The sequence below is a fragment of the Streptomyces sp. NPDC055966 genome, from assembly GCF_042269865.1.
In the GTDB taxonomy this organism is placed as follows: domain Bacteria; phylum Actinomycetota; class Actinomycetes; order Streptomycetales; family Streptomycetaceae; genus Streptomyces.
Genome location: NZ_JBHJYK010000012.1, coordinates 22,723 through 49,638 on the forward strand (window position 1 = coordinate 22,723; position 26,916 = coordinate 49,638).

The window sequence follows — 26,916 nt, forward strand, 5'->3', positions numbered from 1 at the left end:
AGCCCGGGCCGTCCGGCCTGGGCTGTCACGTCGCCGCTGCCCCCGCGGGAAGCCGGTCAGACCCGGTCCAGGGGGCGGTGCGGACCGGGGGGAAGTTCGACCGCGATCGGGTCGCCGGGGCGCACCACACCGCTCTCCCGCACGATGCTCATGATTCCGGTCCTGCGCACGACGTTGCCCGCCGCGTCGCGGCCGACGACCTGCTTCAGCAGCCCGTCCTGGAACTCGTCGATCTGCAGGCAGGGATTGCGCAGGCCGGTGACTTCCACGACCGCTCGGTCGCCGATGCGCAGCAGTGTCCCGACCGGCAGAGCGAGCAGATCGATGCCGCGCGTGGTGATGTTCTCGCCGAGTTCGCCGGGCGCCACCTTGAAGCCCGCTTCGCCGACCTCGTCGAAGAGTTCCTCGTGCAGGAGGTGGACCTGGCGCAGGTTCGGCCGGGTGGGATCCTGCTCGACGCGCGCGCGGTGCTTGACCGTCACACCGGCGTGCGCGTCCCCCTCCACGCCGAGCCCCGCGAGCAGTCTGACGCTGTCCCGGTTCGGCTTGGTGAACGAGTGCTCCCCGTTGCTGCTGACCGCCGTCACTCTCGCGCTCATGCCTCGACACCCCCTCGTCGGTGGCCGTGGTCGGCCATGAGTCCGGTCCTTGTCATGTCGGGAATCGTGGTGCGCCGTATCGCCACGACGAAGTGCAGGAACGAGGCCGCCAGCAGGGCCACCGCGATCCACAGGCCGGTGCGGGTGCCGAACAGCGAGCCGAGGGTGCCGCCGAGCAGGGTGCCGGCGCTGAGCGGGCCGTAGGCGACGAGCCGGGTGGTCGCCGCGACCCGGCCGCGCAGCCGGTCCGGGGTGAGGCGCTGGCGGGTGGAGGTGCTGAAGACGTTGTAGACGGTCAGGCCGAAGCCGTACAGCACGAAGGAGACCGACCAGACCGTCACGCTGAGCGCGCTCGGGTCGGCGGCCAGGGGGATCAGCACCGGCGCGACCGACGCGATCGCCATGCCGGCCACCACGACGCGCCTGAGCCCCCATCTGCGTTCGGCCTGCGCGGCGGCGACCGCGCCGAGCATGGAGCCGATGGCGCCGAGCGTCACGGTCAGGCCGAGCAGCGCGGGCGTGATGCCGACGACGGAGGCCGCGTACACGGTGTAGAGGGTCAGCATGGCCTGCTCGAAGAAGTTGAACAGCGCCGCCTGCCCGATCAGCGTGCGCAGCAGGGGCACGGAGAGCAGGAACCGCGCTCCCGCCGCGATCTCGCCGGCCACACGCTCGCGCGTCTGCGGTACGGCGACCGGTGGCTCGCGCCGGGTCACGGTCATCAGGACCAGCGCGGCGATCAGATAGAGCACCGCGCCCGTCAGCACCGCGCCGGAGCCGCCCAGCCAGTTCATGAGCAGGCCGCCGAGGCCCGGCGCGGCGACCACGACCAGCGTGAACACCGCTTCGAGCCGCCCGATCGCGGCGACCAGGTCGGACTCGGGGACCAGGCTCGGCAGATAGGCCTGCGCGCAGACCTCGGCGATCGCGACCAGCGAGCCGAACCCGAAGGCGACCGCGTACAGCACGCCGAGGCGGAAGGCGTCGAGACCGCTGAGCACCGGCACGACCAGCAGCGCCACCCCGCCCGCGACGTCGGTGAACAGCAGCGTGGGGCGCCTCGGCCGGCGGTCCAGCCAGACCCCGACGAACAGGGTCACCACCAGCACGGGCACGTACTGGGCGGCCGCGACCACGCCCACCTCGAAGGGCGAGGCCGCGAACGAGAGGGTGGCCAGCAGCGGGAAGACCATCGTCATGCTCTTCGACGCGACGCTGGTCAGCACCTGGCTCAGCCAGAAGCGGCCGTAGTCCCGGTTGATCAGCAGACGGGAACTCAACAGAACTCCATCCAGTCGTCCTCGACCACCGCCTTGGCCACCGCCGTGGAGGATTCGGTGAGTTCGCGCAGTTGGGCCGCGTTGTACGCGCGGATCACGTCGTTGCCGGTGCCGTCGCCGAACACGTCGAGCATCCACAGGGGGCGGACCTCGGCACCGCGCATCGCCTTGGTGTCGGTGGAGGCGATCCCGGCGTGCAGCCGGCGCCGGCCGGCGCGCAGCGCGTCGCGGATCGGCTCGTAGTACACGAGGTTGAAGTACTCCGCGGCGCCGACCAGCCGGTCGTAGTGGAATCCGGCACCCTTCAGGAACGTCGCGTCGCCCCAGCGGTAGAACAGCAGGAAGCCGACCGGGGGTTCGCCGTCCCGGGCGCACATCAGCACGCGCGCGGCGTCACCCATCGCCTCGGCCTGGACCCGCAGCGACTCGGCGAGCACGCCCACGTCCGCGGGCTGCCCGTAACGGGCCTGCGTGCCCTGGGACATCAGGGCCGCCTCCTGCCAGCACTCCGCCAGCGGCTTCTCCATGAAGTGGTAGCCCGCGTCGTCGAAGCGCCGCAGGTCCCGGCGGATCAGCTCGCCGCGCCGCTTGGACGGCAGCGTGCGCATCCAGCCGCCGAGGTCCTCGCCCTCGGTGCGGATCCACGCGTCGGCGGCGCACAGGACCGGCTCGGCGCGCACTCCGGCCGCGCGCAGGGCCCGTACGTCGGTGCTGTCCAGGAACATGGCGTACGTCGGGATCCGGTGGTGCGGAGCGTCGTCGAACAGCCGCTCCTCGGCGGCCCGCAGCCGCAGTTCGGCGAGTTCGTCCAGCAGGGCCCCGGCCGCTTCGACCCGGTCCGCGCCCTCGCTGATCAGCAGGTTCGTCTGGTAGCCGCGGTGCGGGCCGACGAGCAGGCCCTGTGCGGGCACCGCGGGCAGGCCGGCTCGCTCCAGCAGCCGGCCCCACTGGTAGAACCCGTTGTTCTCCTCCCAGACGGCCGTGACCGGAACGGCGGCGGTGCCGCCGCCGGACAGCCGGGTGTGCACGTTGCCGGTGAGCGTGCGCCCGCCGGGATCGTGGACGCAGAAGTCCAGCCATCCGCTGGCGGCGTAGAAGTGGTCGCCGGCCAGCCGGTCCCACTCCTCGGTGCCCACTCCCTCGGTCGGGGAGCCGAAGCCCGCCGGTCGCGGCGTCCTCACCGTCGTGGCCATGGTGCCCTCCACCGTGCCGTTCACGCGCCGAGCGGGGTCGCCGGGACGGCCAGCGTCCGCACCTGCCTGCCGACCCGGGTGCGCAGCACGGCCCGGCGCTGCCCGGCCTCGTCGACGACCTGGACGGTACGTTCGTCGGTCCAGCCCTGGAAGCGGAACTCGTTGTCCCCGACGTGGACCAGGCCCGCGTAGGGCGTGCCGTCGTAGTGCAGCACCAGGCCGCCGTCCTGCGCCCTGATCTCGGCCATGACCGTCGGCTGCTCCTGGAGGAACTGCCCGTCCTCCTCCTCCCAGTCGGTGAAGGACTTCGGCACCTCGAAGGCGATCCGGTGCAGCGGGGCCGGCGTGAGCGGCCGCTCGGCACGGTTGACCATGATCCGGTCGAAGGGCAGTGCGGCGCGCACCTCCTCGGGGAACAGGTCGAAGAACCCGTCGGTCACCTGCACGTCCAGCACGAAGTGCACGCGGTGGGTACGGCCGCTGTTCTCGATCCGGTGGGTGCGGGCGAAGTTGCCGAACCACAGCGAGCCGGCCTCCCACACGTACGGGGTCTCGCCGAAGAACAGCCTGGCCTGGGGAAGGGTGAGCACGGGGAGGTGCAGCCGGGCGATGCCCCAGGTGAGCGCGTACTTGTTGTCGAAGTGGTCGGGGCCGTAGGTGTCCGGACCCAGCGCCATCAGACGCACCGAGCGCAGCGGCGAGGGGATCGAGCGCATCACCGAGTGCAGGTACGGCGCGTGCCTCACGTGGGGGGTGTCGGCGAACGGCAGCAGGCCGGGGCCGCCGGGGTCGGTGCGCGTCTTGTCACCGCCCGTGCTGTGCAACGGCATGATGCGCCAGTCGAGTTCGGTCTCGATCAGGTTGTCGTCGCTGACGAAGGTGTTCTGCAGTTTCCAGTCGGCGGCCTGCTCCGTGCGCAGCGACTTCACGTCGCGCACCAGGGAGTCCACGTCGAACGTCGGGGTCAGCCGGACCACATCGGGTATCCCGGCCTGCGCGTCCGCAATGGTTTCAGCAGACATTGGCTGTTTCCTTCCATCCTCGGTTCATAAGAAACCAACCATCTGGTTTAGTCAATGGGTTCGCTGATCAGGCCAGATACGCGGGGCGGGTGTCCCGGGTGTACTGCGCCATCTCCGCGAAGACCGGCGGCAGCTCCAGGGGCCGCCCGAGGGCGCCGCCGTCGAGTTCGGCGTAGGCCCGGTGGAGGTTGCCCACGATGCGCCCGGCGTCGAGCAGCCGGCCGAAGTCGCCGAGTCCCGCTTCCCTGGCGGTCTCCAGCGGGGTCAGCCCCTGCTGCCAGCCCTCCATCGCGATGACCTGGATCCACCGCAGATAGGCCTCCGTCTCGTCGAAGACCTCCGGGCCGCACACGGGGCCGTGCCCGCAGACGACGGTGCGGGCGCCGAAGCCCCGCAGCGTCGCGACGGCCCGCAGCGCCCCCTCCACCGACCCCGTCAGCATGCAGGGGGTGACCCCGGACAGCGCCACGTCCCCGGTGAACAGCACCCCGTCGTCCGGCAGCCACGCGACCACGTCGTTGGTGGTGTGCGCCGGTCCGCAGAAGACGAGTTCGATCCGGCGCTCCCCGCTGTAGAGGGTCAGCCGCTCGTCGAAGGTGACCGACGGCAGGACGACCCGGACGTCGCCCCGCTCGGCGTCGGGCCACTGCGTCGGGGCCGGACCGGTCTCCGCCATCTCGCTGCGGGCCAGCGCGTGCGCGATGACGGTCGCGCCGGGGAAGGCCGCGTTGCCGAGGACGTGACCGCCGTGGTGGTGGGTGTTGACGACGGCGCGGACCGGGCCCGCGCGCAGCGCCTCGGCGGACGCGGCGAGGGCCAGCGCGCGCGACCCGGCCGCCACCGTGTCGATGAGGGTCACCCCGTCGGGCCCGCTGATCAGGCCCGCGTTGCCCGGACACCCGCCGTCGCCGGGCGGCGTGCAGGCGAACACCCCGTCGGCGACCTCGGTCCTGCGGGGCTGCGGCACCGGCGCGTGCGGGCGGTACCCGGTGCGCGGCGGTTCCGGCTCGGTCATGAAGGGCCCCTTTCGGTGACGGCGGGGAAGCACACGGGAGAGCTGCCGGACGGGTGCGGCCGGCCGCCGCACGGCGCCGTCGGTGTTCTCCCGCCGGCCGCCCGCCGGATCAGATGCGCGGTCCGACCGCGACCGTCTGCGGCCGCATCGCCTCGTGCAGCAGGGGGCCGGACAGGAACTCCGCGTGCAGCACCGCCACCGCGCGGGCGCAGTCCGTCTCGGGCACCGTCGCGGAGATACGGCTCTGCGAGGTGGCCATGGACAGCGGGTCGATCCCCGTGGCGAGCAGCGCGTTCAGCATCCGTCCCATGGTCCGGGGGTCGCTCATCAGCCCGGCGCCGACGACGGACACCTTCGCCACGGCGGCGTCGACGGCGAGGCTGCCGGGCAGGGTGGTGAGCAGGCTCGTGACGGTGTCGACGTCGTCGGCCGGGACGGTGAAGTCCCAGCCGTGCCGCCCCGAGCGGTCGGTGAACCTGGTCATCACGTCGACCGGCACGGAGACGTCGGCCAGCAGGGCGAGGACCTCCGTCCCGCGCAGCGGGACGTCCGGGGAGACGGCGACGATCGTGACCCGGGCGTTGCCCGGCTCGTGGGACACGGCCACCACACGGTCTTCGGTTTCGAGCACGGTTGTGTCAGCTCCCTCCGGTTCGGGGACCACGACGGTCCCCGGGCGATGGTTGAAGGCGCTCCGTACATGGATGTCGAGGCCCGCGCGGCCCGCCAGTTCCACCGAGCGCGTGTGCAGCACGCGGGCGCCGGCGTAGGCCATCTCGGCCATGACGCTGTTGCGGACGACCGGGATCAGCCGGGCGTCCGGCACGATGCGCGGATCGGCCGAGTAGATCCCGTCGACGTCGGTGTAGATCTCGCAGCCGTCGGCGCCGAGCGCGACGGCCAGCGCCACGGCCGAGGTGTCGGAGCCTCCCCGGCCCAGGGTGGTGACGTCGCCGGCCGCGTTCAGGCCCTGGAATCCGGCCACGACGGCCACGTCGCCGCGGGCCAGTGCCTCGCGCACGCGGGCGGTGTCGATGTCCCTGATGCGCCCGTCGGTGTGCCGGCCCGAGACGCTGACCCCGGCCTGCGCGCCGAGCAGCGAGACGGCGGGCACGCCCACCCCGTGCAGGGCCATGGCCAGCAGGGCGGCCGAGCGTGCTTCGCCGGTGGCCAGCAGCTGGTCGAGTTCCCGGCCCGGCGGCAGCGCGTTCGCGGTGCGGGCCTCGTCGATGAGCCGGTCGGTCGAGTCCCCGCGGGCGGAGACGACCGCCACGACGCCGCCGCGGCGATGTGCCTCGGCGACGATGCCCGCGATCCGGGCGAGCCGCTCGGGGGTGGTCCCCATCGAGGTCCCGCCGAACTTGAGGACGCGGACCGGCCGTCGCCCGGCGGCGGAGCGCCGGGCGGCGGAGAGTGCGGATGCCACGATGTCCCTTCCTGTCACGACGTGGTACCGGCCGCGCGCCGGGCGGCGGGTGCGGCCTCGGCGGTGATCGCCATGGCGCTGAAGCGGCGGTGCAGGACGGCGACGATCACGACGACGGCCACGGCCGCGCCGGCCCCGGCCAGGAACGTCAGGGCGCCGAGCCCGGCCCCGACCAGCCACAGCCCCACCGCCACGGCAAGGGATTCGGCCAGGCCCCACACGAAGGTCAGGGAGCCGACGGCCAGGCTGGTCCGCCCGCCGGCGACGGCCACGGCCAGCGTCTGGTAGACGGGGCCGTAGAGCATCTCGCCGACGGAGACGGCGACCACGGCCAGGAGCATCAGCGCCATGCCACCCTCGGGCGCCACGAGCAGCGCGGTGCCCGTGCCGAGCGCCAGGTTGCCGGCCACGATGAGCGCCGGTTCGCCGGCGCCGCGCGCCCAGCGGGTCACCAGCGACTGCAGCGCCACGATGGCGACGCTGGCGAAGGCGAACAGCAGGCCGACGTCGCGCGCCCCGAGGGTGGGGCTCGCGTAGACGGCGAACACGCCGTAGAACTGCGCGTAGGTCACGTGGGTCAGGAAGTTGACCCCCAGCAGGGTCAGCATGCCGCGCGGGGCGGCCGAGGCGGGGTCCGGCGCGGCCGCCGGCGTCTCGACGACCGGTGCGCGTCCCGGCGCCAGGCGGGTCGCCAGCAGGCCCGCGACGACGGCGAACCCGATCGGGGCCAGCACGTACAGCCGGCCGGTGGCGGCGTAGGCCAGCGCGGAGACGAAGGGGGCGAGGCCGCCCGCGGCGTTCAGCGCGACGTTCTCGTAGGAGAAGGCCCTGCGGGTCTCCTCGGGGCCGAACTGGTGGACTATCAGGGTCAGTTGGGCGAGGGTGGCGAGCGAGCCGGCCAGGCCGAAGGCCGCCGCCACCAGCACCCAGCCGGCCAGGGAGCGGACGCTGAGCAGCGCCATCGCGCACATCACGGCCGCGGCCGCCGCCATCGCGAGCTGCGAGCCGACGATGGAGCGGCGCTCGCTGCCCGGCGGCAGGACGCGGACGAACGCCAGCGAGCCGAGCCGGTTGGCCAGCACCGCCGCCCCGGTGACCAGCCCGCAGTCCGCGGCCGACAGCAGCTTCTGGTCCAGCAGCCACACGGTGAAGAACGGGTACAGCACGCCCCAGGTGCTGTAGGTGAGGAAGCGGACGACGTAGATCGTCCAGCCGCCGGGCGGGGCGCCGCGCACGCCGGTCATGACGGCGCGACCCAGGCCGGCGGGCGCGGACCGTCGGCGGTGTGCACCACGACGTTCTCGATGTCCCGGGCCACGTCGCTGGTGAACCCGGTCAGCATGCCGACCCAGACGGAGTCGCCGGTGCCGACGGGGCCGACGCGTCCGCCGTCCGGCACGACCTGGGTGTGCAGGCAGCGCCCGTCGTCCGGCACGGACACCGAGGTGACCTGCCCGCCGCCTTCGAGGCCGTAGTAGTACGACAGGGTCGACCTGCCGCTCCCCTGGCGGCCGTAGGCGGGCTCCGGGCTCGTGCCGGCGGCCGGCAGGCCCAGGGTCAGCACATGGGCGATGATCTCGACCGGGTCCAGGCCGTGGGAGAGCGCGAGCTGCTCGACCATGGCGCCGCCGCCGAGGCGTCCGACGTTGGCGTCGATGAGGTACGGGCGTCCGCCGCCGACGAGGAACTCGCAGTGGAAGTAGCCCTGGGCGAGGCCGGAGCGCTCGACGAGCGCCGTGACCGCCGCCTTGCACCGCTCCTCGACGCCGTGCGGCAGCCGGCGGTCGGCGGGGAGCAGATTGCTCACCTCGGTCCAGGCGATGCGCCCGCGCTGCGAGAAGTCGATGAACACGATCCGGCCGTCGGTGACGTACCCCTCCAGGCTGAACAGCGATCCGCGGATGTCCGCCTGCAGCACCCACGGGTGCGACCCGTCCTGCGACAGGCCGGTGGCGGCCACCGCGTTCCACACGTCCACGGGTCCGGCGCCCTGCGGCAGCCGCGTCGCCCCGCGCCCGCCGGCCTGCTCGGCCGGCTTGAGGACGTAGCCGTCGGGCGCCGGGGTGAGGGCGGCGGGGTCGACGGCCAGCCGGGCCGCCTCGGCGTCGGTGAAGCGGATCGTGGCCGGGCTGAACTCCGGTATGAGCGCGGCGACTTCGCCCTTGGAGGCCAGGCGTACGGCGACCGGTTCCGGGCCGTGCAGGTCGTAGGTGGCGGCGATCTGCGCGATCAGCGGGAACTTCTCGTCGTACAGGCCCGTGATGGCGAACGCCTCGTCGGTGATCGACGGATCGTCGGCCAGCGCACGCAGCACCGCGGCCCGGTCCTGGATGTTCACCGGGACGCAGGAACAGCCGCGCAGGCTCTGCGCGGCCTGCCCGGCGAACGCGTCGGGGTCCGCCAGGAAGACGGGCTCGAATCCCGCCGAACGCAGCGCCTGGGGCACGTACTTGGCGCTTGTCGCGTTGACTCCGAGAATGATGATCTTCTTCATGTCGGCCTCTCCTCCGGCGGGCCTCGCCGGTCCGGGGACGCCAGGAACTTAGGGCGCCGAAGACGGCTGGGCCTGCGGCGCTACGACTTCCGTCACACGTCACCGCGCTCAAAGGCACATCCGGGCGCCGGGCGGCAGGCCAGGAACCATCCACGGGCGTTCGTGACGCGTGCATATAGGCCCGCGAAGCTGAACGCCACTAATGTGTTTCAGGCGCAAAGGAAATCGCGGCCGTGGAAATCCACGGTGTCGAGCGGGACGTGAGTTTCTCCGTCATCCCGAGTGGTTTTCCGCCCCGGACATCAGGAGTGCTGCCTGTCATGCCTGTCATGCCCCATGCATCCTTGCGCATCGTGATCGCGGACGAGCAGAGGCTGCTGCGCGAGTCCCTGTGCGCGCTGCTGGACACGGAGCCCGGCATCGAGGTCGTGGGCCAGACGGGCCATGTGGCGGAGTTGTTCACCCTGGTCGCCCGGACCCGTCCCGACCTCGTGGTCCTCGACGTCCAGATGGCCCCCGCCGACGACCGGGAGGCCCTCGCCAACCGGCTGCTGCACGGCATGCCGGCCTGCCGGGTGCTCGTGCTGTCCATGCTGGAGCAGCCACGCCTCGTGCAGTCCCTGCTGGACCTGGGCATCCACGGCTATCTGCACAAGAGCATCGGCTACGGCGCCCTCGTCGACGCCGTGCGCGCGCAGCGGGGGGCCCGGCTGTACCAGACGGTGACGCTGCCCCTGCACCAGAGCCCGCTGCGCGCGGCCGGCACCGGCCCGGCGTACGGGGCCGATCTGTCGGCACGCGAGGTGGAGGTCCTCACGCACGCGGCGGCGGCTCTGAGCAACCGTCAGATAGCCGTCCAGCTGGGGATCGCGGAGGGTACCGTGAAGCGGCATCTGAGCAACATCTTCGAGAAGCTCGACGCGGTCAGCCGCCTGGACGCCGTGAACAAGGCCGCCTCCATGCGCCTCATCCACCCCGGCGACGCCCCCGGCACCCGCCGCCTGCGCGTGGCGACCTGAGCGGAGCCGCGCGCCGCGGTTTGGGCGGAGAAGACCAGCGTGCGGCGGCCGGAACGGGGCACACCTGGCGACCCGGGAAGAACCGCGCGCGGGCGGCCCGGGCACAGCGCACCTGAGAGCCTGCGCGAAGACGCACGCGGCAAGCTGCGGATAACACGCAGGGCAGCCGGGCGAAGACGCACCGGCACCCCCGGCACCCGCCGCCTGCGCGTGGCGACCTGAGCGGAGCCGCGCGCCGCCGGCGGGGCGAAGACGCACGCAGCGTGCGGCGGCCGGAACGGGGCACACCTGGCGACCCGGGAAGAACCGCGCGCGGGCGGCCCGGGCACAGCGGGCTGCGCGAAGACGCACGCGGCAGTCCGGAGGGTCAGGTGGTGGACGGGTCCACCGCGTAGGGCTCGACGGCGGCCAGTTCCTCCTCCGACAGCGGCGGGGCGTCCAGGGCCGCCACGTTGGCCTCCAGTTGGGCGACGCTGCTGGCCCCGATGACCGCCGAGGTGACCTCCGGACGGCGCAGCACCCAGCTCAGGGCGAGCTGGGCGAGGCTCTGGCCGCGTTCGCCGGCGAGGGCGTCGAGTGCCTTGGCCCGTTGCAGATAGGTCTCGGTGATGTCGTCGGCGGACAGGAACATGCTGGTCGCGGCGCGGCTGTCGGACGCCACGGAGCCGGTGAGGTAACGGTCGGTCAGCAGGCCCTGCGCGAGCGGGGAGAACACCGTGCCGCCGGTGCCGAGCCGGGCCAGTTCGTCGAAGAGCCCGCGCTCGGGCGCCCGGTCGAACATCGAGTAGCGGTGCTGGTGGAGCGTCAGCGGGACACCGTGGGCGGCGAGCGCCTCGGCGGCCTGCCGCGTCTGCTCCGGTGAGTAGTTGGAGATGCCCGCGTACAGGGCCTTGCCCTGCCGTACGGCGTCCGCGAGGGCCCCCATGGTCTCCTCGACCGGGGTGTCCGGGTCGGGCCGGTGGGAGTAGAAGACGTCGACGTGGTCGACGCCGAGCCGGGCGAGGCTGCGGTCCAGCGAGGCCGTCAGGTACTTGCGGGAGCCGCCGATGCCGTACGGTCCGGGCCAGCCCTCGTAGCCGGCCTTGGTGGACAGGACGATCTCGTCCCGGTAGCGGCGCAGATCGCTCCGCAGCACCTCGCCGAAGCGGATCTCCGCGTGCCCGAACACCGGCCGGCCGTAGTTGTTGGCGAGGTCGAAGTGCGTGATGCCCAGGTCGAAGGCGCGCAGCAGCAGAGCGCGCTGGGTGTCGGCCGGCCGGTCGGGCCCGAAGTTGTGCCAGAGCCCCAGGGACAGCGGTGGCAGCAGCAGCCCGCTGCGCCCGGCACGCCGGTAGGACAGACGGTCGTAGCGGCTCTCGTCGGCCGAGTAGGACATCGGGCACCTTTCGCACGGGTGGGAGGCGGAGTGCCCGCCACGCTACCGGTGCCCGGACGCGGCGGGCAGCACACGGACGGAAAACCGGTCACCGGCGGCGGGCGGGCCGTGTGCCTTTGGGGGGGCACTCCATGTGACTCAAGTCGTAGATCCCGCTGTCCCGCACGCCCCGGCTCCTACGGTGCTGATCGCAGACCGTGACGACCCGACAGCGGGAGGACCCGATGACCGAGCTGACCGTGGGCAGGGCAACGCAGGAGCCGGCGGACCGCTCCGCGGAGGTGGTGCGCAGGGCCAGGGGCCGTGCGGTCGGTGTCCTCGTCGACGCGTACGGAACCGGCAACTTCCTGCCCGCGGCGTTCAACCGGCTCGGGGTCGACGTGATCCACGTGCAGAGTTCCGCCGAGCCGATCTCCCGTATGCAGCCGTGGGACCGGGACGCGTACCTCGACTGGCTGGTCTACTCCCCGGACGGCAGCACCGAGCGCGTGCTCAAGGAGATCGAGCCGCGGTTCGTCCTGCCCGGCCAGGAGCCGGGCGTCCTGCTCGCGGACCGGCTCAGCGAGGCGCTGGACGTGCGCAGCAACGGCACGACGTTCTCCGCGGCGCGCCGGGACAAGCACAAGATGATCGAGACGGTCGCCGCGGCAGGGCTGCGCACCGCACGGCAACTGCTCACCGACGACGCCGAGGAGGCCGTCGCGTGGGCCGAGGCGCACGCGTACTGGCCGTGCGTGGCGAAGCCGCTGGCGTCCGCCTCCACGGACGGGGTCACCGTCTGCCGCAGCGCCGACGAACTGCGCGCCGCGTGCCGCGCGGTGCTCGGCACCACCACCGTCTTCAACGGCGCCAACACCGAGGTGCTCGTGCAGAGTTACCTGGAGGGCACCGAGTACATCGTCGACACCGTGAGCGTCGACGGCCACGCCTTCGTCTGCGGTGTGTGGCAGTACGAGAAGCGCCTGCTGCCGAACGGCAAGCCCATCTACAACCGCGACATCCTGGTGCCCTCGGACACCCTGGTGGCCCAGGCGCTCATCGCCTACACCCGCACCGTGCTCGACGCCCTGCGCATCCACCACGGCCCGGCGCACACCGAACTCATCGTCACCGACGGGGGACCGGCGCTCGTGGAGGTCGGCGCCCGGGTCAACGGGCATCTGCACCCGGCCTTCCACGACACCGCCATCGGCGTCAACAGCGCCGACCTGACGGCGCTGGCCTACCTGCGTCCCGAGGAGTTCCTCGCCCGCTACGGCGACGGTGTCTACACACGGCGCCAGCCCGCCGTCGTCTACAACGCGCCGACGACCCTGTCCGGCACCGTCGTCTCGGTCGACCAGGCACTGGTCGAGGAGATCCGCGAGCGGCCCTCGGTGGTGGACCTCGTGGTCAAGCGGGCGCCCGGCGACCCCATCGTGCCCACCCACGACCTGCTCACCAGCCCGCTGCGGGTGTTCATGACGCACCCGGACCCCGTCACGCTGGAGCTGGACTACGTGTTCGTCGAGCGCGTCCGCGAATCGCTCTTCGAGGTCCGGCCCACCGCGCCCCGGGCCGCCTGCGGCCTCGTGTGACGCCCTGCCGGACGGCTTTCGGAAGGATCAAGCATGCTCACACAGACGCCGCCGCGGACCGTGGCGGAACAACTCGCCGTGCAGATCCGGCGCAGGGTCATCGAGATGAGCGCGTCGCCGAACGGCGTGCACATCGGCGGCAGCCTGTCGATCGCCGACCTGCTGGCCGTGCTGTACGCCGAGGTGCTGCGCGACCCGGCGGGCACCGGGCCCTCGGACGACCGTGACCACCTGATCCTCAGCAAGGGCCAGGCGTCCGCGGGCCTGTACGCGGTGCTCGCCTCGACCGGGATCATCCCCGAGGCGGAGCTGGCCACCTACGCGCAGGAGAACAGCCGGCTGGGCGGCCACCCCATGAAGCGCCTCCCGGGCGTGGACTTCTCGACCGGCGCGCTCGGGCACGGGCTCCCGCTGGGCCTCGGCGTCGCGCTCGCCGGCCGGCGCTTCGGCCACGACAAGCGGGCCTTCGTGATCCTCGGCGACGGGGAACTGCAGGAGGGCTCCAACTGGGAGGCGGCGATGGCGGCGGCGCACCACGGCGCCGACAACCTGATCGCGATCGTCGACCGCAACGGCTGGCAGATCAGCGGCCGTACCGACGACTGCATGTCGCTGGAGCCCCTGACCGGCAAGTGGGCCGGTTTCGGCTGGCGTGTGCTCACGATCGACGGGCACGACCACGAGCAGATCCGCGCGGCGCTGACCGGGCCCGTCGAGCCGGGCCGGCCGACGGTCGTCATCGCCCGCACGATCAAGGCGCGCGGGGTGCCCGGCCTGGAAGACACCAAGCAGAGCCATTCGGCGACCCTCGACGAGCAGGCGCGGCGGCGGGCCCTCGCGGCCCTGGCAGGTGACGAGGCATGAGTTCCGACCTCGCGGTCCGCCGCACCGTCGCGGAGGTCCTCGACCACGTCTGGGAGAACCGCTCGACCGTCCAGGGCCGCGACGCCTACGCGATGATGCTGCTCGCCCTCGCGCGGGAGAACCCGAACCTGGCGTGTCTGACCGCCGACATGAACTTCGAGGACCACTTCGCGCGCGAACTGCCGCGCCAGCACGTGGACCTGGGCATCGCCGAGCAGAACATGATCGGGGTCGCCGCCGGCATGACGGTGTCCGCGCGGCCGGTGTTCGCCAACGGCATGAGCCCGTTCGCCGTCGCCCGGGCCTACGAACAGATCAAGATCGACGTGGCGGGCGCGAACCTCCCGGTGAAGATCGTGGGGACGCACGCGGGTCTGGCGTCGGGGCACTACGGCCCGACCCACCACTCGCTGGAGGACATCGGCATGGTCCGGATGCTGCCGAACATGACGGTGGTCGTCCCGGCCGACGCCTTCGAGGCCGCCCAGGCCACCGTGGCGATCGCCGAGGATCCGGGACCGGTGTACCTGCGGCTCGGGCGGGGGGCCACGAGCCCGCTGTACGCGCGGCGCACCGCGTTCGTGCTGGGCCGGGCGAGCGTCCTGCGCCCGCCCGGCCGTGTGCTGTTCGTCGCCACCGGCCCCCACCCCAACCTGGTCGCGGCCGAGGCGGCGCGCGAACTCGCGGCGCGCGGTGTGAGCGCCGGGCATCTGAACATGCACACGGTCAAGCCGCTGGACGAGGAGGCCGTGCTGCACGCGAGCGCCAACGCCGAAGTCGTGGTGACCATCGAGGACCACCGCGCCCTGGGCGGTCTGGGGGGCGCGGTGTGCGAGGTGGTGGCCGAGGCCGGGGGCCCGCCGGTGCGGCGGATCGGTGTGCCGGACGTCCACTACGACCTGGTGGGCGGCGAGGAGTTCCTGCTGCACCACGCCGGGATCAACGTGGGCAACGCGGTCAAGCAGGCGCTGGACGCCCTGGCGTGAGGCGCGGGCCCGCCGCCGTTGCGTGCACGGCGACGGGCCCGGGCGGGTTGTCGGCGGACGGGGCCGCCGGCTCAGGGGGTGTCGGGGCGGCGCGCCAGGTTCAGCAGCAGCAGGGCGCACAGGCTCGCCCCGGCTGCGACTCCGGCGAGCACCGTGCCCACCGTGAGCTGCTCGAACAGCAGCCCCGCCACGCCGTAGGCGATCGGGCTCGCGACGAAGACGGCCGCGCCGAACACCGGGACCACGTGCGGGCGCAGGTGCTCCGGCGGCCGCAGCATCATCAGGGCGACGGCGGGCGCGGTCACCCCGGGCAGGAACATGCAGCTGGCCGCCACCGTCAGGGCCAGTGTCGTGACCGGCTGGTTCCAGGGCAGCAGCCACAGCACGAGCGCCGCGCCGACGCCGCCCGCCGCCGCCAGCCGCACGGGCGGGATCCGGCGGGCGAGCCGGGCGACCACGACGGTGCCCAGCGCGGTGCCGCCGCCCCACGCCGCCAGCAGCCAGCCGGCCACGTGCGGGTCGGCGTGGTAGCGGCTCCTGGCCATGACGGGCAGGGCGAGCAGCACGACGGGCATGAGCGTGCCGTACCCGAGCGCGGCGAGCGACATCGTGCGCAGCACCGGATCCCGGAACAGGTAGCGCACGCCCTCCGCCATGTTGTTCGCCGACGGCGCCCCGGGGGCCGGCGCGTGCCGGGGCAGCCCGGCCAGCAGCGCGGCCGACACCGCGAACGAGGCCGCGTCGATCCACAGCACGTTGAGCGCGCCGAACTGGGCGATCAGGAACCCGGCGACCGCCGGGCCGACCAGCCGCGCCGTCGAGGTCGCCGTCTCGAACAGGGCGTTGCCCGCGGTGACGACACCCTCGTCCGAGCCGATGGTCTCGGTCAGCAGCATGCGCTGCGCGGACAGATAGGCCGACGCGACACAGCCGACCAGGGCCACGATCACCGACAGCGCCCAGAACGGCAGCATGTCCGCGAGATACAGCGTGGGCACGGCCGCCGTCAGCACCGCGCTGCACAGGTCGCCGACGATCGTGACGCGGCGGGCGCCCCAGCGGGCCACGACCAGTCCCGCCGGCATGCTCAGCAGCGGCACCGGCAGGATCTGGATGAGGAACACCAGGCCCATGCGCGCCGGTGAGCCGCTGGTCATCAGCACGAACCAGGGCAGTGCGAGCGTGGTCATCTGGGTGCCGACGGAGGAGGTGAACTCCGCGGCGACGACCCTGCGGAACTGGCGGCTCCGCAGGGGCGAGCGCGGCACCGTCGCGGTCGTCACCGGGCCGCCCGCAGCGAGGCCGGGCGCATGTCGCTCCAGTGGGACTCGGCGTACTCGACGCAGGCGTCCCGGGTGCCCGGACCGAACACCGGCGACCAGCCGGCGGGCACGCCGATGTCGCCCGGCCAGAGGCTGTACTGCTGCTCGGCGTTGACCAGTACCCGGTAGACGCCGTCGGGGTCGTCGAACGGGTTCGCCATGGTGCTCTCCTTCTCGCCGCGGCCGTTCACCACGTCACCGGCAGCCGGTGCACGCCGTAGACGGCCATGTCGGAGCGCATCGGGATCTCGTCCGGGTTCCCGGCGATGCGCAGGTCCGGGAAGCGCCGCAGCAGCGCGGTGTAGCCGATGCGCAGTTCCAGCCGGGCCAGCTGCTGGCCGAGGCACTGGTGGATGCCGTGGCTGAAGGTGAGGTGGCTGTGTCCGCCCCGGGTGACGTCGAGGCGGTCCGGGTCGGGGAACTGCTCCGGGTCGCGGTTCGCGGTGGGGAGGTGGATCAGCACCGTCTCCCCCTTGCGCAGGGTCACCCCGTCGATCTCGACGTCCTCGGTGGGGGTGCGCTGCACGCCCACGTGGACGACGGTGAGGTAGCGCAGCAGTTCCTCGACGGCGCTCTCGATCAGCGACTCGTCCGCGCGCAGCAGGGCCATCTGGTCCGGGTTGTCCAGCAGCGCGTACGTGCCGAGCGAGAGCATGTTGGCGGTGGTCTCGTGCCCGGCGACCAGGAGCAGCAAGGTGGCGCCGACGGACTCCTGGAGGCTGATGTCGTCCCCGGCCACCAGCACGCTCAGCACGTCGTCGGCCGGCTCGGCCTGCTTGCGCAGGAGCAGTTCGCCGGTGAGGTCGACGAGGTCCTTCAGCGAGGCCTGTGCCTGCTGCGGGTCGACGTCCAGGCGCAGCAGGTTCTCCGAGTCGCCCACGAACCGGTCCCGGTCGCCGACCGGCACGCCGAGCAGCTCGCAGATCACCTGCGAGGACACCGGTACCGCGTAGTCGGCGACCAGGTCCGCGGGCGGTCCCTTGCGCAGCATCGCGTCGGCGTACTGCGCGGTGATCTCCTCGATCCGCGAGGCGAGCAGGCGCATCCGGCGCAGCGTGAACTGACCGGCCAGGCGCCGCCGGAACCGGGTGTGGTCCGGCGGGTCCATGTGCTCGAACAGGCCCGGGATGTCCGCCTCCAGGTCCGACGGGCGGTCGGAGGGGAACGCCAGGTGCTTGTGCGAGGCGTGCGAGCTGAACCGCTTGTCGGACAGGATCTGCCGGCCCTGCCGGTGCCCGGTGACGAGCCAGCCCTCGTATCCGTCGGGGAAGGTCATCCGGCCGATCGGGCCCTCGGTGCGCAGCGCCCGGGGCGGGTCGAACGGCCGCTCCCGGTGCGTCGGCAGCCCGCCCGTGACGGCGTGCGTGGTTTTGGTCATGTTCTCTACTCCTGTTCGGCCCGCACGCGCGCGCGCAGCTGGGAAACCGTCAACTCCGGGTGGTGGGCGATGAGTTCGAGGACCAGCGGCCACTGGCGGACGATCGCGCCCATGACGGCCGGCTCGATGTAGTCCGGCGAGTACACCCACAGGCCGTGCAGCTCGCCCTCGACGTCGCGGGCCACCAGGTAGAGGTCGAGGTTGTGCGGCTCGATCGCGGTGATCAGCTCCGGGAGCGGGGTCACGTCGCCGACCTGCACGCCCAGCGGTGTCACCTCCAGCCCGTCCAGGGTGAGCGTCCGGCTCGGCACGCCGAGCAGGTTGAGCATCACGCGCAGGGGCAGCTGGTTGCCGTCGCCGACGACGCCGTCGTGCACGAGCGCGCGCACCGGCACGTTCTGGTGCGAGTACGCGTCCAGCTCGCCCTGGAGGACCCGCTGGACCAGTTCGCGGAACGTCGGGTCGTCCGCCATCCGCGACCGGTTGAGGATGATGTTGATGAACGGGCCGACCATCGCCCTGGTCTCCGGCCGTTCGCGGCCCGCCAGCGGGTGGCTGACCGCGATGTCGGTGGCGCCCGAGTAGCTGTGCAGCAGCACGTGGAACGCCGACATCAGCATCATGAAGAGGGTCACGCCCTCGCGGCGGGCGGCCTCCTTCACCGCCGTCATGACCTCGGCGCCGACCACGACACTGTGGCTGAAGCCCTCGATGAAGTCGTCGAGCTGGTGCTCCGGCGCCTCGAAGTCGAGCCGCCGCGCCGCACCGTCCAGCTCCCTGCGCCAGTGGCCGACGTGTTCGTCGAGCGCGCCGCTGGCCAGCAGCCCCTGTTCCCAGGCCGCGTAGTCCAGGTGCTGGACCATGACGTCGGGCAGCTGCGGCCGGCGTCCCGCCGCGTGGGCCGCGTACAGCGTCGACAGCTCGTCGAAGACCACGAGGAAGCCCCAGTGGTCCACCAGGATGTGGTGGGCGACGAGGACCAGCGCGTGTTCCCGGTCGGCGAGCCGCACGAGCAGGGCGCGCACCAGGTTGCCGTCCTCGATGCGGAACGGCCGCCTGGTCTCCTCGGTGAGCAGTTCGCGCAGCCGCTCCTGCCGCGCCTCGCCCTCGTGGGCGCGCAGGTCGGCGGTGTCGAGCGGCCACTCGGGCCGGCCGTCGGCGAACTGCAGGGTCGCCGAGCCGCGCTGGACGTAGCGGGTGCGCAGAATGTCGTGGCGGCGCACCAGGTCGTCCAGGGAGCGGCGCAGTGCGACGGTGTCCAGCTCGCCGCGCACGCGGTACGCGGTGATGACGGCGTGGTGCGCGTGGTTGGGGCCGACCGGCTGGAGCAGGAACTCCAGCTGCCCGAAGGACAGCCCGGCGCCGTCGCTGCGGTCGGCCCTGGGGATCGCGGCGCCCAGCAGGTCGGCCGCGCCGACGGCCGCGGCGTGCGCGTCGTCCTCGCGGGGCAGCTCGACCGTGCCGTTCTCGACCGCGTCGGCACACCGGACGACGGCGCGCAGCGCCTCGAACCAGGCCTGCGCCAGTTCGCGGACCTCGTCCTCGGTGAGCAGCGAGCTCGCCCAGCTCCAGTTGGCCACCAGCCGCGGGCCGTCCGGGCCGTCCTGGGTGACGGCGTTGAGTTCGATCGGGTGGGACAGCGGCCGCACGCCGGTGGTACCGGGCGCGGTGTCGTCGCGCAGCGGCAGCCAGGGCCGTTCCTCGTCGGTGACGGGCACCCGGCCGAGGTAGTTGAACAGCACCTGCGGTGCGGGCAGCGCCGCGAGCTGCGGCGCGGACTGCGGGTCCAGGTGGCGCAGCACCCCGTAGCCGAGGCCGCTCGCCGGGAGCGCCCGCAGCTGTGCGGAGGTGCGCGCGAGGGCGGCGGCCAGCTCGCCGCCCGCCCCGGCGACCTCGTCCCAGGGCAGCGCGGCGCAGTCGAGGCGGACCGGGTGGACGCTGGTGAACCAGCCCACCGTGCGGGACAGGTCGATGCCGTCGACCAGGTGCTCGTGCCTGCCGTGGCTCTCCACGTCCAGGACCACCGGGGCGCCGGCGCCGCCGTGGCGGCGGGCGCGCCAGCGGCCGACGGCGAGTCCGAAGGCGGTCAGCAGCACGTCCTGGATGCCGCGGCGGAGCACCGCGGGGACCTGCCCGGCCAACGGCGCGGTGTCCTCGGCCGACAGGGTCAGCGTCAGCCGCCCCTCGGTGCCGGTGACGTCGCGATCGGCGTCCAGCTCCGCGGCCAGCAGCGGCTCGGCGCCCCGCAGGACGTCCTGCCACACCGGCAGTTCGGCGCGGTGCCGGGCGATGCCCTCGCCGGTGGCCACCCGCTGCGCCCAGCCGCGCAGGGACGTGGCCACCGGTGCGAGCAGCGGCTCACGCCGCGCGGTGACCGCCTCCCAGGCGACGGCGATGTCGGACAGCAGGATCCGCCAGGACACTCCGTCGACGGCGAAGTGGTGCACGGCGAGGAGCAGCCGGCCCGGGCGCCCGGGCCCGGCGTCGAACCACACCGGCTGGAGCATCGCGCCCTTCGCCGGGTCGAGCCGCCGCTTGGCCGCGGCCGTCTCCTCGGCGATCAGCGCCCGCGCGTCGGCGTCGGCCGACGCGCTGATGTCCACGCGGCGCAGGACGTCGGCGACCCGCAGCGTGCCGGGCTCGTCGGCGTGCAGCGACCACTGCCCGTCGGGCCCGGTCACCAGCCGTGTGCGCAGGGCGTCGTGCCGGTCGACGACCGCCTGGAGCGTCGTGACCAGCCGGGCCTCGTCCACGCCGGACGGCAGGCCGACGGTCGCGGACAGGTCGAAGCCGACCACCGAGCCGCCCAGCTGCCGCTGCCGTTCCACGACGGGCAGCAGCGGGATCTCGCCGGTGCCGATGTCGGTGACGCTCGCCGCGGCCTCCTCGCCGGCCGGCCGCGCCACACGGGCGATCGCCTCCACCGTCTGGTGGGTGAACACGTCGCGGACGGTGAACACCAGGCCGGCCGTGCGGGACTGGGCGACCAGCTGGGTAGCCTGGATGCTGTCCCCGCCCAGGTCGAAGAAGCCGCTCCCGGCGCCGACCTCCGGCAGCCCGAGCACCTCGGCGAACACGGCGGCGAGGGTCCGCTCGACCGGGGTCCGCGCCGCCCGGGACGGGGCTGCGGCGCCCAGGTCCGGGGCGGGCAGCGCACGGCGGTCGAGCTTGCCGTTGCCGGTCATCGGGAACGCGTCGAGCACCATCACCACGACGGGCACCATGTACTGCGGCAGCCGTTCGGCCACGAACGCGCGCAATTCGGCGGGCTCGGCGAGGGCGCCGTCGGCGAGTACGGCGTAGCCGACGAGGTCCTTGCCGCCGGAGGGCTTGGTGTGCACCACCACGGCGGCGTCCGCCACGGCCGGGTGTGCGCCGAGCGTGTTCTCGATCTCGCCCGGCTCGATGCGGAAGCCGCGGATCTTGACCTGGTCGTCGGTCCGGCCGAGGTACTCGATCCGCCCGTCCGCGCGCCAGCGCACCAGGTCGCCGGTGCGGTACATGCGTGTCCCCGGTGTGCCGTACGGGCAGCCGACGAAGCGCTGGGCGGTCAGGCCGGGCTGGGCGAAGTAGCCGCGGGCGAGGCCCGATCCGGCGAGGTACAGCTCGCCGGGGACGCCGACCGGGACCGGGCGCAGCCGCTCGTCGAGGACGTAGGCGCGGGTGTCGTCCATCGGCGTGCCGATCGGCACGGTGCCGTCGGTCACCTCGCGGGTGCTGTGCAGCACGGCGAACGTGGTCGTCTCCGTCGGGCCGTAGCCGTTGGTGAGCACGGTCTTCGGCCACGCGGCCAGCGCCCGGGCCACCACGGGAGGCGAGAGCGCCTCGCCGCCGGCCATCACCTCGCGCATCCCGGCCAGTGCCGCGGGGTCCCGTTCGACCAGCAGGTTGAAGAGCGCGGCCGTGAAGAAGGCCGCGGTGACGCGCTGTTCGCGGATGGTGCGCACCAGCACGTCCGGGTCCAGCTCCCCGGGCGGCGCGACGACCACCTCGCCGCCGGCCAGCAGCGGCACCCACAGTTCGTAGGTGGAGGCGTCGAAGGCGGTCGGGGCGTGCATCAGGACGCGGGTGTGGTTGCCGCCGCGCCACACGTGGTCGGCGGCGAGGCTCGCCACGTTCCGGTGGGTGACCGCCACGCCCTTGGGCCGCCCGGTGGAACCGGAGGTGAACATGACGTACGCCATCCGGTCCGGGCCGCCCGCGGCCGGGGCGACAGGGTCCGGCGCCTCGTCGGCGGCGGCCAGTTCGGCGGCCACGTCGAGGGCGCGCACCCCGTCGACGGCCGGGTACTCCAGCCCGTCCCCGTCCACCAGGAGCAGGCCCGCCCCTGTCTCGGCCATGATCAGCCGCATGCGGGAGTCGGGGTAGCGGGGGTCCAGGGGCACATACACGCCGCCGGCCTTGAGCACGGCCAGGATCGCCGCGGGCACCCGCACGGAGCGCTCCATCAGCAGGCACACCGCGTCCTCGCCGCCGTCGGCGCCGATGCCGCGCTCGCGCAGCCGCGCGGCGAGCCGGTCCGAGATCGCGGACAGCTCGCGGTAGGTCAGCCGCTCGTCGCCGCAGGAGACGGCGACGGCGTCCGGGGTGCGGGCCGCCTGTGCCTCGAACAGCTCGGGCAGTGCGGCCGCGGGCTCCTCGCCGGCCGTGCCGTTCCACTCCCGCAGCACGCGGTGCCGCTCGGCCGGGGTGAGCAGGTCGACGTCGCCGACCGGCTGGTCGGGATCGGCGATCATCGCCAGCACCACCTGGCGCAGCCTGCGCAGCATGGTGCGTACGGTCTCCGGGTCGAAGACGTCGGCGTTGTACTCGATGCCGCCGTCGATGCCGCCCGGTGTGCCGTCGGCCGCGAGGTGCTCGTGCGCCAGCAGGACCAGGTCCATCCGCGCCGTGCCGGTGCTCCTGACCACCGGCGCCGCCTCGATGCCGGGCAGGTCCAGGGTCTCGTCGGTCACGGTCTGCCAGGACAGCATGACCTGGACGAGCGGGTGGTGGGACATCGTGCGGGCCGGCCGCAGGCTGTCCACGAGGGACTCGAAGGGGATGTCCTGGTGGGCGAGCGCGTCGAGGGTGCGTTCGTGCACCGCGGCGAGCAGTTCACGGAACGTCTGGCGGTCCGACACCCGGGTGCGCAGCACAAGGGTGTTGGTGAAGAAGCCGATCAGGTTCTCGGTGGCCTGGTCGTCGCGTCCGGCGGTGGCCACGCCGACGGGGATGTCCGAGCCTGCGCCGAGGCGGCTGAGCAGCACCGCCAGCGCCGCGTCGAGCACCATGAACATGCTGACGTCGCAGCCCCGGGCCAGCCGGGCCAGCCCCTCGTGCAGGTCCGCGTCCCACTGGAAGGTGAGCGTGTCCCCGTCGTGGGACGCCTCGGCCGGGTGCGGACGGTCGACGGGCAGGGCGATCCGCTCCGGCAGGCCCTCCAGCGCGTCGCGCCAGTAGCCGAGCTGGCGCGACCAGGTGCTCTCGGGGTCGTCCTGCGCGCCGAGGTACTGACGCTGCCACAGGGCGTAGTCGGCGTACTGCACGGGCAGCGGCGCCCAGGCGGGGGCGTGGCCGGCCAGCCGGGCCCGGTAGGCGGTGGCCAGATCGAGCCGCAGCGGGGTCAGCGACCAGCCGTCCGCCGCGATGTGGTGCACGACGACGGCCAGCACATGGACGTCGTCGCCGACCGCGAACAGCTGCGCGTGCAGCGGGATCTCCCGGGTCAGGTCGAAGGTGTGCCGGACCGCGGCGGCCACCGCCTCGTCCAGGCCGGCCTCGTCGACCTCGGTCACCGCCAGCGCGGGGCGTGCCTGCCCGGGGTCGAGGATCTGCTGGCAGGCCACCGCTCCCGTGTCCGGGTAGACGGTCCGCAGCGCCTCGTGGCGGGCGACGACGTCGGTGAGGGCCGCGCGCAGGCAGTCCACGTCCAGGGCGCCGGTCAGGCGCAGCACCACCGGCAGGTTGTAGGTGGGCGAGGGGCCCTCCATCTGGTGCAGGAACCACAGCCGGCGCTGGGCGAAGGACAGCGGCAGCGGGTCGGGCCGGGTCACGGGGCCGAGCGCGGGCCGTGTCTCGCCGCCGCCCCGGCGCAGCAGTTCGGCCAGCTCGGCCACCGTCTGCTTCTCGAACAGGGCGCGCACCGGCAGCTCGACGCCGAGCGTGGCGCGGACGCGCGCCACCAGCCGGGTGGCGAGCAGCGAGTGCCCGCCGAGAGCGAAGAAGCCGTCGTCGATACCCACCTCGGGCACGTTCAGCACCTGGGCGAACAGTGCGCACAGCGCTTCTTCCTCGGCGTCGCGGGGCGCGACGTACACCGCCGCCGTGCGGGTCTCCTGTCCCTCGGGGGCGGGCAGCGCGCCGCGGTCGGTCTTGCCGCTGGGGGTCAGCGGCAGCGCGTCGAGGAACACGAAGGAGGCCGGGACCATGTAGTCGGGGAGCTTCTCGGCCAGCGCCGCGCGCAGGCGGCGGCGCAGTCCGTCGGCGTCGCCGGCCGCCGGGTCGGGCACCACGTAGGCGACGAGCCGCTGGTCGCCCGGCTGGTCCTCGCGGACCACGACGACCGAGTCCTTCACCTGCTCCCGGCGCATCAGCACCGACTCGATCTCGCCCAGCTCGATCCGGTAGCCGCGCAGCTTGACCTGGTGGTCGAGCCGGCCGAGGTAGTCGACGGTGCCGTCCACCCGGCGCCGTACCAGGTCCCCGGTGCGGTACAGCCGGTCGGCGAGGCCGGAGTCGAAGGGGTTGGGGACGAACTGACGATCCGTCAGCTCCGGCCGGTTGATGTAGCCGCGCGCGAGACCGGCTCCGCCGATGCACAGTTCGCCGGGGACGCCCGGCGGCACCGGACGGCCCTCGGGGTCGAGGATGTGCACCTCGGTGTTGGCGATCGGCCGGCCGATGGTGATCGTGTCGTCCACGATCCGGGTGCCCAGGGAGTAGATCGTGGTCTCGCTCGGGCCGTACATGTTCCACAGGTCCACGCCCTTGGCCAGCAGGCGGCGCGCCAGGTCGGGGGGCAGTGCCTCGCCGCAGATCAGCCCGCGCAGGCCCGGGCGGCCCGGCCAGCCCGCGTCGAGCAGCATCCGCCAGGTGGAGGGGGTGGCCTGCATCATGGTGGCGCCGGTGGTGGCCATCTCCTCGGCCAGCAGCTTGCCGTCGGTGGCCACCGCACGGGTGGCGAGCACCACGCGGGCACCCTCGACGAGCGGCAGCAGCAGCTCCAGCGTGGCGATGTCGAACGACAGCGTGGTGACCGCGAGCAGGCTGTCGCCGGCGTCGATGCCCGGCCACTGCTTCATCGCCCAGAAGAGGTTGCGCAGGGCCCGGTGGGGCAGCTGGACGCCCTTCGGGCGGCCGGTCGAGCCCGACGTGTAGATCACATAGGCGAGGTCCGCGCCCTCGACCGGGGCGTCGAGGGGCTCGGCGGACTCGGCGGCGAGTTCCTCGCGCAGCTCGTCCACGCACAGCGTCGTGGCCCCGGACCGCGGCAGGCCCGGCGCGACCGAACTCTGGGTGATCAGGACGGGCAGTCCGGCGTCCTCGGTCATGAACGCGATCCGGTCGGCGGGCAGCTTCGGGTCGACCGGCACATAGGCGCCGCCCGCCTTCAGTACGGCCAGCACGGCGACGACCATGTCGAGCGAGCGCTCCAGGCAGACCCCGACCAGCACGTCGCGGCCCACCCCGAGCCGCTGCAGCCTGCGGGCCAACTGGTTGGCGGATGCGTCGAGCCGGCCGTAGGTGAGCGTCTCGCCCTGGCAGTACACGGCCTCGGCGTCGGGCCGCAGCGCCGCCTGCCGCTCGATGCGCTGGTGGGTGAGCAGCTGGTCGGGCCACTCGCTCAGGGTGTCCGCACGCTCCTGGTACTGCGCACGCTGCTCGTCCTCGGTCAGCAGCGCGACGTCCAGGACGGGCTGGTCCGGGTCGGCGAGCAGGTTGTCGAGGAGCACCCGCAGATGGCCGCCCATGCGGTCGATCGTGGCCGCGTCGAACAGCTCGGTGTTGTACTCGAACCAGCCGCTCAGCTCCTCGCCCTGCTCGAACACCTGCAGCTCCAGGTCGAAGCGTGCGGTGGAGCTCTCCATGTCCATCAGTTCCAGACTCAGACCGCCGACGCCGAACTCCGGCACGGGGATGTTCTGGTAGACGAACGACACCTGGAATATCGGCGAGCGCGACAGGTCGCGCTCCGGGCGCAGCTCCTCCACCAGTCGCTCGAAGGGCACCTCCTGGTGGGCGAAGGCGCCGAGGGCCGCGCCGCGCACCCGGCCCAGCAGGTCGGTGAAGGTCGGGTTGCCGGAGACGTCGCTGCGGATCGCGAGCGTGTTGACGAAGTAGCCGATGAGCTGCTCGACCTGGGAGTGTCCGCGGTTGGCCACGGGCACGCCGACGACGACGTCCTCCTGCCTGCTGTAGCGGTGCAGCAGGGCGACGTAGGCGGCGAGCAGGGTCATGAACGGGGTGGTGCCGGTGCGCCGGCTCAGCTCGCGCACGCCGCTCATCACCGAGGCGGGCAGGCGGAAGGGCCGGGAGGCGCCGGCCGAGCCGAGCACCGCGGGCCGCGGCCGGTCGGTGGGCAGTTCGAGGATGGGCGCGGCGCCCTCAAGTGCCGTCTTCCAGTACTCCAGTTCGGCCGCGAAGCCCGGCCCGGCCAGCTGCTTGCGTTGCCAGGCCGCGTAGTCGGCGTACTGGACGGAGAGCTCGGGCAGTTCGGCGCCGGTGCCGGTCAGACAGCCCTGGTAGAGCGCGACCAGCTCGCCGAAGAGCACCGATGTCGACCACAGGTCGGCGACGATGTGGTGCATGGTGAGCAGCAGGACGTGCTCGTCGGCGGCCAGGCGCAGGAACTTCATCCGCATCAGCGGCCCGGTGCCCAGGTCGAAGGGGCGGGCGAACTCCCGGCGCGCCAGCTCCTTGACGCCCTCCTCGCCGTCCGGGCCGCGCAGGTGCGCGCACTCCTCGACGGTCAGTTCCAGCTCGCCGCTCTCGTGCACGACCTGCACGGGCTCGCCGTCGGCCTCCTCGAACGTGGTGCGCAGCGACTCGTGCCTGCGCACGATCTCGGCGAGGCTGCGGCGCCACAGCTCCAGGTCGAGCGGGCCGTGCACGCGCACGGCCGCCGGGATGTTGTAGGCGGCGCTGCCCGGGTTGAGCTGGTCCAGGAACCACATGCGCTGCTGGGGGAACGACGCGGCGAACCGCCGTTCGCGCGCCGGTGGCCGCGGGCCGTTCCTGCGCCGCAACCGCTCTGCCAGCAGCGCGCGCTTCTGCTCCGGCGTGAGGCTGGTCAGGTCGATGTCGGTCATGCGCCAGTCTCCTGATCGTTGGTCTTCGCGGCGAGGAGTTCGTCAACCTGTGCTGTCGCCCTGGCGGGTCGCGGTG

17 protein-coding genes are annotated in these 26,916 nt (G+C 73.1%); 4 read left to right on the forward strand and 13 right to left on the reverse strand.

The window, feature by feature from the left end; all coding sequences use genetic code 11:
• Positions 1-56: 56 nt before the first annotated feature.
• From ACFC8N_RS25010 to ACFC8N_RS25045, 8 genes are all read right to left on the reverse strand, one after another.
• Complete coding sequence (locus ACFC8N_RS25010; RefSeq protein WP_356029619.1) at positions 57-599, reverse strand: MOSC domain-containing protein; 543 nt, start codon at positions 597-599, stop codon at positions 57-59.
• A complete protein-coding gene (locus tag ACFC8N_RS25015; RefSeq protein ID WP_356029620.1) occupies positions 596-1,879 on the reverse strand; it encodes an MFS transporter in 1,284 nt (427 codons plus the stop codon). Before ACFC8N_RS25015 ends, ACFC8N_RS25010 begins: the two co-directional genes overlap by 4 nt.
• Entirely contained in the window at positions 1,876-3,072 is a 1,197-nt protein-coding gene (locus ACFC8N_RS25020; protein ID WP_356029622.1) for a GNAT family N-acetyltransferase, read from the reverse strand. The genes ACFC8N_RS25015 and ACFC8N_RS25020 overlap by 4 nt, the downstream gene beginning before the upstream one ends.
• 20 nt (positions 3,073-3,092) lie before the next feature.
• Positions 3,093-4,094 (reverse strand): aspartyl/asparaginyl beta-hydroxylase domain-containing protein, encoded by a 1,002-nt coding sequence (locus ACFC8N_RS25025; RefSeq protein WP_356029623.1) that lies wholly within the window; start codon positions 4,092-4,094, stop codon positions 3,093-3,095.
• A gap of 67 nt (positions 4,095-4,161) precedes the next feature.
• Positions 4,162-5,109 carry an MBL fold metallo-hydrolase gene (locus tag ACFC8N_RS25030; RefSeq protein WP_376289896.1) on the reverse strand — a complete coding sequence of 316 codons (948 nt, stop codon included), beginning with the start codon at positions 5,107-5,109 and terminating at the stop codon, positions 4,162-4,164.
• Between the two features lie 109 nt (positions 5,110-5,218).
• Positions 5,219-6,535 carry an aspartate kinase gene (locus ACFC8N_RS25035; RefSeq protein ID WP_376289898.1) on the reverse strand — a complete coding sequence of 439 codons (1,317 nt, stop codon included), beginning with the start codon at positions 6,533-6,535 and terminating at the stop codon, positions 5,219-5,221.
• A gap of 14 nt (positions 6,536-6,549) precedes the next feature.
• Positions 6,550-7,779, reverse strand: a complete 1,230-nt coding sequence (locus ACFC8N_RS25040) for an MFS transporter (RefSeq protein ID WP_356029628.1) — start codon at positions 7,777-7,779, stop codon at positions 6,550-6,552.
• A complete protein-coding gene (locus tag ACFC8N_RS25045) occupies positions 7,776-9,029 on the reverse strand; it encodes an acetyl-CoA carboxylase biotin carboxylase subunit family protein (protein WP_376289901.1) in 1,254 nt (417 codons plus the stop codon). The genes ACFC8N_RS25040 and ACFC8N_RS25045 overlap by 4 nt, the downstream gene beginning before the upstream one ends.
• A 329-nt stretch (positions 9,030-9,358) precedes the next feature.
• Between ACFC8N_RS25045 and ACFC8N_RS25050 the strand changes: the two genes are divergently transcribed.
• Positions 9,359-10,048: a response regulator transcription factor gene (locus ACFC8N_RS25050; protein ID WP_356029631.1), complete on the forward strand. Its 690-nt coding sequence runs from the start codon at positions 9,359-9,361 to the stop codon at positions 10,046-10,048.
• A 367-nt stretch (positions 10,049-10,415) separates the two neighbouring features.
• Here the strand turns inward: ACFC8N_RS25050 and ACFC8N_RS25055 are convergent, their stop codons facing one another.
• On the reverse strand, positions 10,416-11,423 hold the full coding sequence (locus ACFC8N_RS25055) for an aldo/keto reductase (protein WP_376289902.1): 1,008 nt from the start codon (positions 11,421-11,423) through the stop codon (positions 10,416-10,418).
• Between the two features lie 224 nt (positions 11,424-11,647).
• Between ACFC8N_RS25055 and ACFC8N_RS25060 the strand changes: the two genes are divergently transcribed.
• The 3 genes from ACFC8N_RS25060 to ACFC8N_RS25070 are packed head-to-tail and all read left to right on the forward strand — an operon-like array spanning position 11,648 to position 14,850.
• Positions 11,648-13,000, forward strand: coding sequence for an ATP-grasp domain-containing protein (locus ACFC8N_RS25060; protein WP_356029634.1), 1,353 nt, complete (start codon positions 11,648-11,650; stop codon positions 12,998-13,000).
• 33 nt (positions 13,001-13,033) lie between these two features.
• The gene (locus ACFC8N_RS25065; RefSeq protein WP_356029635.1) at positions 13,034-13,864 is read left to right on the forward strand and encodes a transketolase; all 831 of its coding nucleotides are present in this window, start codon (positions 13,034-13,036) and stop codon (positions 13,862-13,864) included.
• The gene (locus ACFC8N_RS25070) at positions 13,861-14,850 is read left to right on the forward strand and encodes a transketolase C-terminal domain-containing protein (protein ID WP_356029637.1); all 990 of its coding nucleotides are present in this window, start codon (positions 13,861-13,863) and stop codon (positions 14,848-14,850) included. Before ACFC8N_RS25065 ends, ACFC8N_RS25070 begins: the two co-directional genes overlap by 4 nt.
• A gap of 71 nt (positions 14,851-14,921) precedes the next feature.
• Here ACFC8N_RS25070 and ACFC8N_RS25075 read toward each other — a convergent pair whose 3' ends face one another.
• Genes ACFC8N_RS25075 through ACFC8N_RS25090 form a run of 4 tightly spaced genes read right to left on the reverse strand, consistent with a single transcriptional unit; the run spans position 14,922 to position 26,840 of the window.
• Entirely contained in the window at positions 14,922-16,133 is a 1,212-nt protein-coding gene (locus ACFC8N_RS25075; protein WP_356029638.1) for an MFS transporter, read from the reverse strand.
• Complete coding sequence (locus tag ACFC8N_RS25080; RefSeq protein ID WP_356029640.1) at positions 16,130-16,333, reverse strand: MbtH family protein; 204 nt, start codon at positions 16,331-16,333, stop codon at positions 16,130-16,132. Before ACFC8N_RS25080 ends, ACFC8N_RS25075 begins: the two co-directional genes overlap by 4 nt.
• Positions 16,334-16,359: 26 nt before the next feature.
• Positions 16,360-17,550: a cytochrome P450 gene (locus ACFC8N_RS25085; RefSeq protein WP_376289906.1), complete on the reverse strand. Its 1,191-nt coding sequence runs from the start codon at positions 17,548-17,550 to the stop codon at positions 16,360-16,362.
• Between the two features lie 5 nt (positions 17,551-17,555).
• Positions 17,556-26,840, reverse strand: coding sequence for an amino acid adenylation domain-containing protein (locus tag ACFC8N_RS25090; protein ID WP_376289909.1), 9,285 nt, complete (start codon positions 26,838-26,840; stop codon positions 17,556-17,558).
• Positions 26,841-26,916: the final 76 nt, after the last annotated feature.

What these genes read in the sequence shown, in the direction of transcription:
- ACFC8N_RS25010 (WP_356029619.1), bottom strand. Translation starts at nt 599, where the DNA reads ATGAGCGCGAGAGTGACGGCGGTCAGCAGCAACGGGGAGCACTCGTTC.
- ACFC8N_RS25020 (WP_356029622.1), bottom strand. Translation starts at nt 3,072, where the DNA reads ATGGCCACGACGGTGAGGACGCCGCGACCGGCGGGCTTCGGCTCCCCG.
- ACFC8N_RS25025 (WP_356029623.1), bottom strand. Translation starts at nt 4,094, where the DNA reads ATGTCTGCTGAAACCATTGCGGACGCGCAGGCCGGGATACCCGATGTG.
- ACFC8N_RS25030 (WP_376289896.1), bottom strand. Translation starts at nt 5,109, where the DNA reads ATGACCGAGCCGGAACCGCCGCGCACCGGGTACCGCCCGCACGCGCCG.
- ACFC8N_RS25040 (WP_356029628.1), bottom strand. Translation starts at nt 7,779, where the DNA reads ATGACCGGCGTGCGCGGCGCCCCGCCCGGCGGCTGGACGATCTACGTC.
- ACFC8N_RS25045 (WP_376289901.1), bottom strand. Translation starts at nt 9,029, where the DNA reads ATGAAGAAGATCATCATTCTCGGAGTCAACGCGACAAGCGCCAAGTAC.
- ACFC8N_RS25050 (WP_356029631.1), top strand. Translation starts at nt 9,359, where the DNA reads ATGCCCCATGCATCCTTGCGCATCGTGATCGCGGACGAGCAGAGGCTG.
- ACFC8N_RS25055 (WP_376289902.1), bottom strand. Translation starts at nt 11,423, where the DNA reads ATGTCCTACTCGGCCGACGAGAGCCGCTACGACCGTCTGTCCTACCGG.
- ACFC8N_RS25060 (WP_356029634.1), top strand. Translation starts at nt 11,648, where the DNA reads ATGACCGAGCTGACCGTGGGCAGGGCAACGCAGGAGCCGGCGGACCGC.
- ACFC8N_RS25065 (WP_356029635.1), top strand. Translation starts at nt 13,034, where the DNA reads ATGCTCACACAGACGCCGCCGCGGACCGTGGCGGAACAACTCGCCGTG.
- ACFC8N_RS25070 (WP_356029637.1), top strand. Translation starts at nt 13,861, where the DNA reads ATGAGTTCCGACCTCGCGGTCCGCCGCACCGTCGCGGAGGTCCTCGAC.
- ACFC8N_RS25080 (WP_356029640.1), bottom strand. Translation starts at nt 16,333, where the DNA reads ATGGCGAACCCGTTCGACGACCCCGACGGCGTCTACCGGGTACTGGTC.
- ACFC8N_RS25085 (WP_376289906.1), bottom strand. Translation starts at nt 17,550, where the DNA reads ATGACCAAAACCACGCACGCCGTCACGGGCGGGCTGCCGACGCACCGG.
- ACFC8N_RS25090 (WP_376289909.1), bottom strand. Translation starts at nt 26,840, where the DNA reads ATGACCGACATCGACCTGACCAGCCTCACGCCGGAGCAGAAGCGCGCG.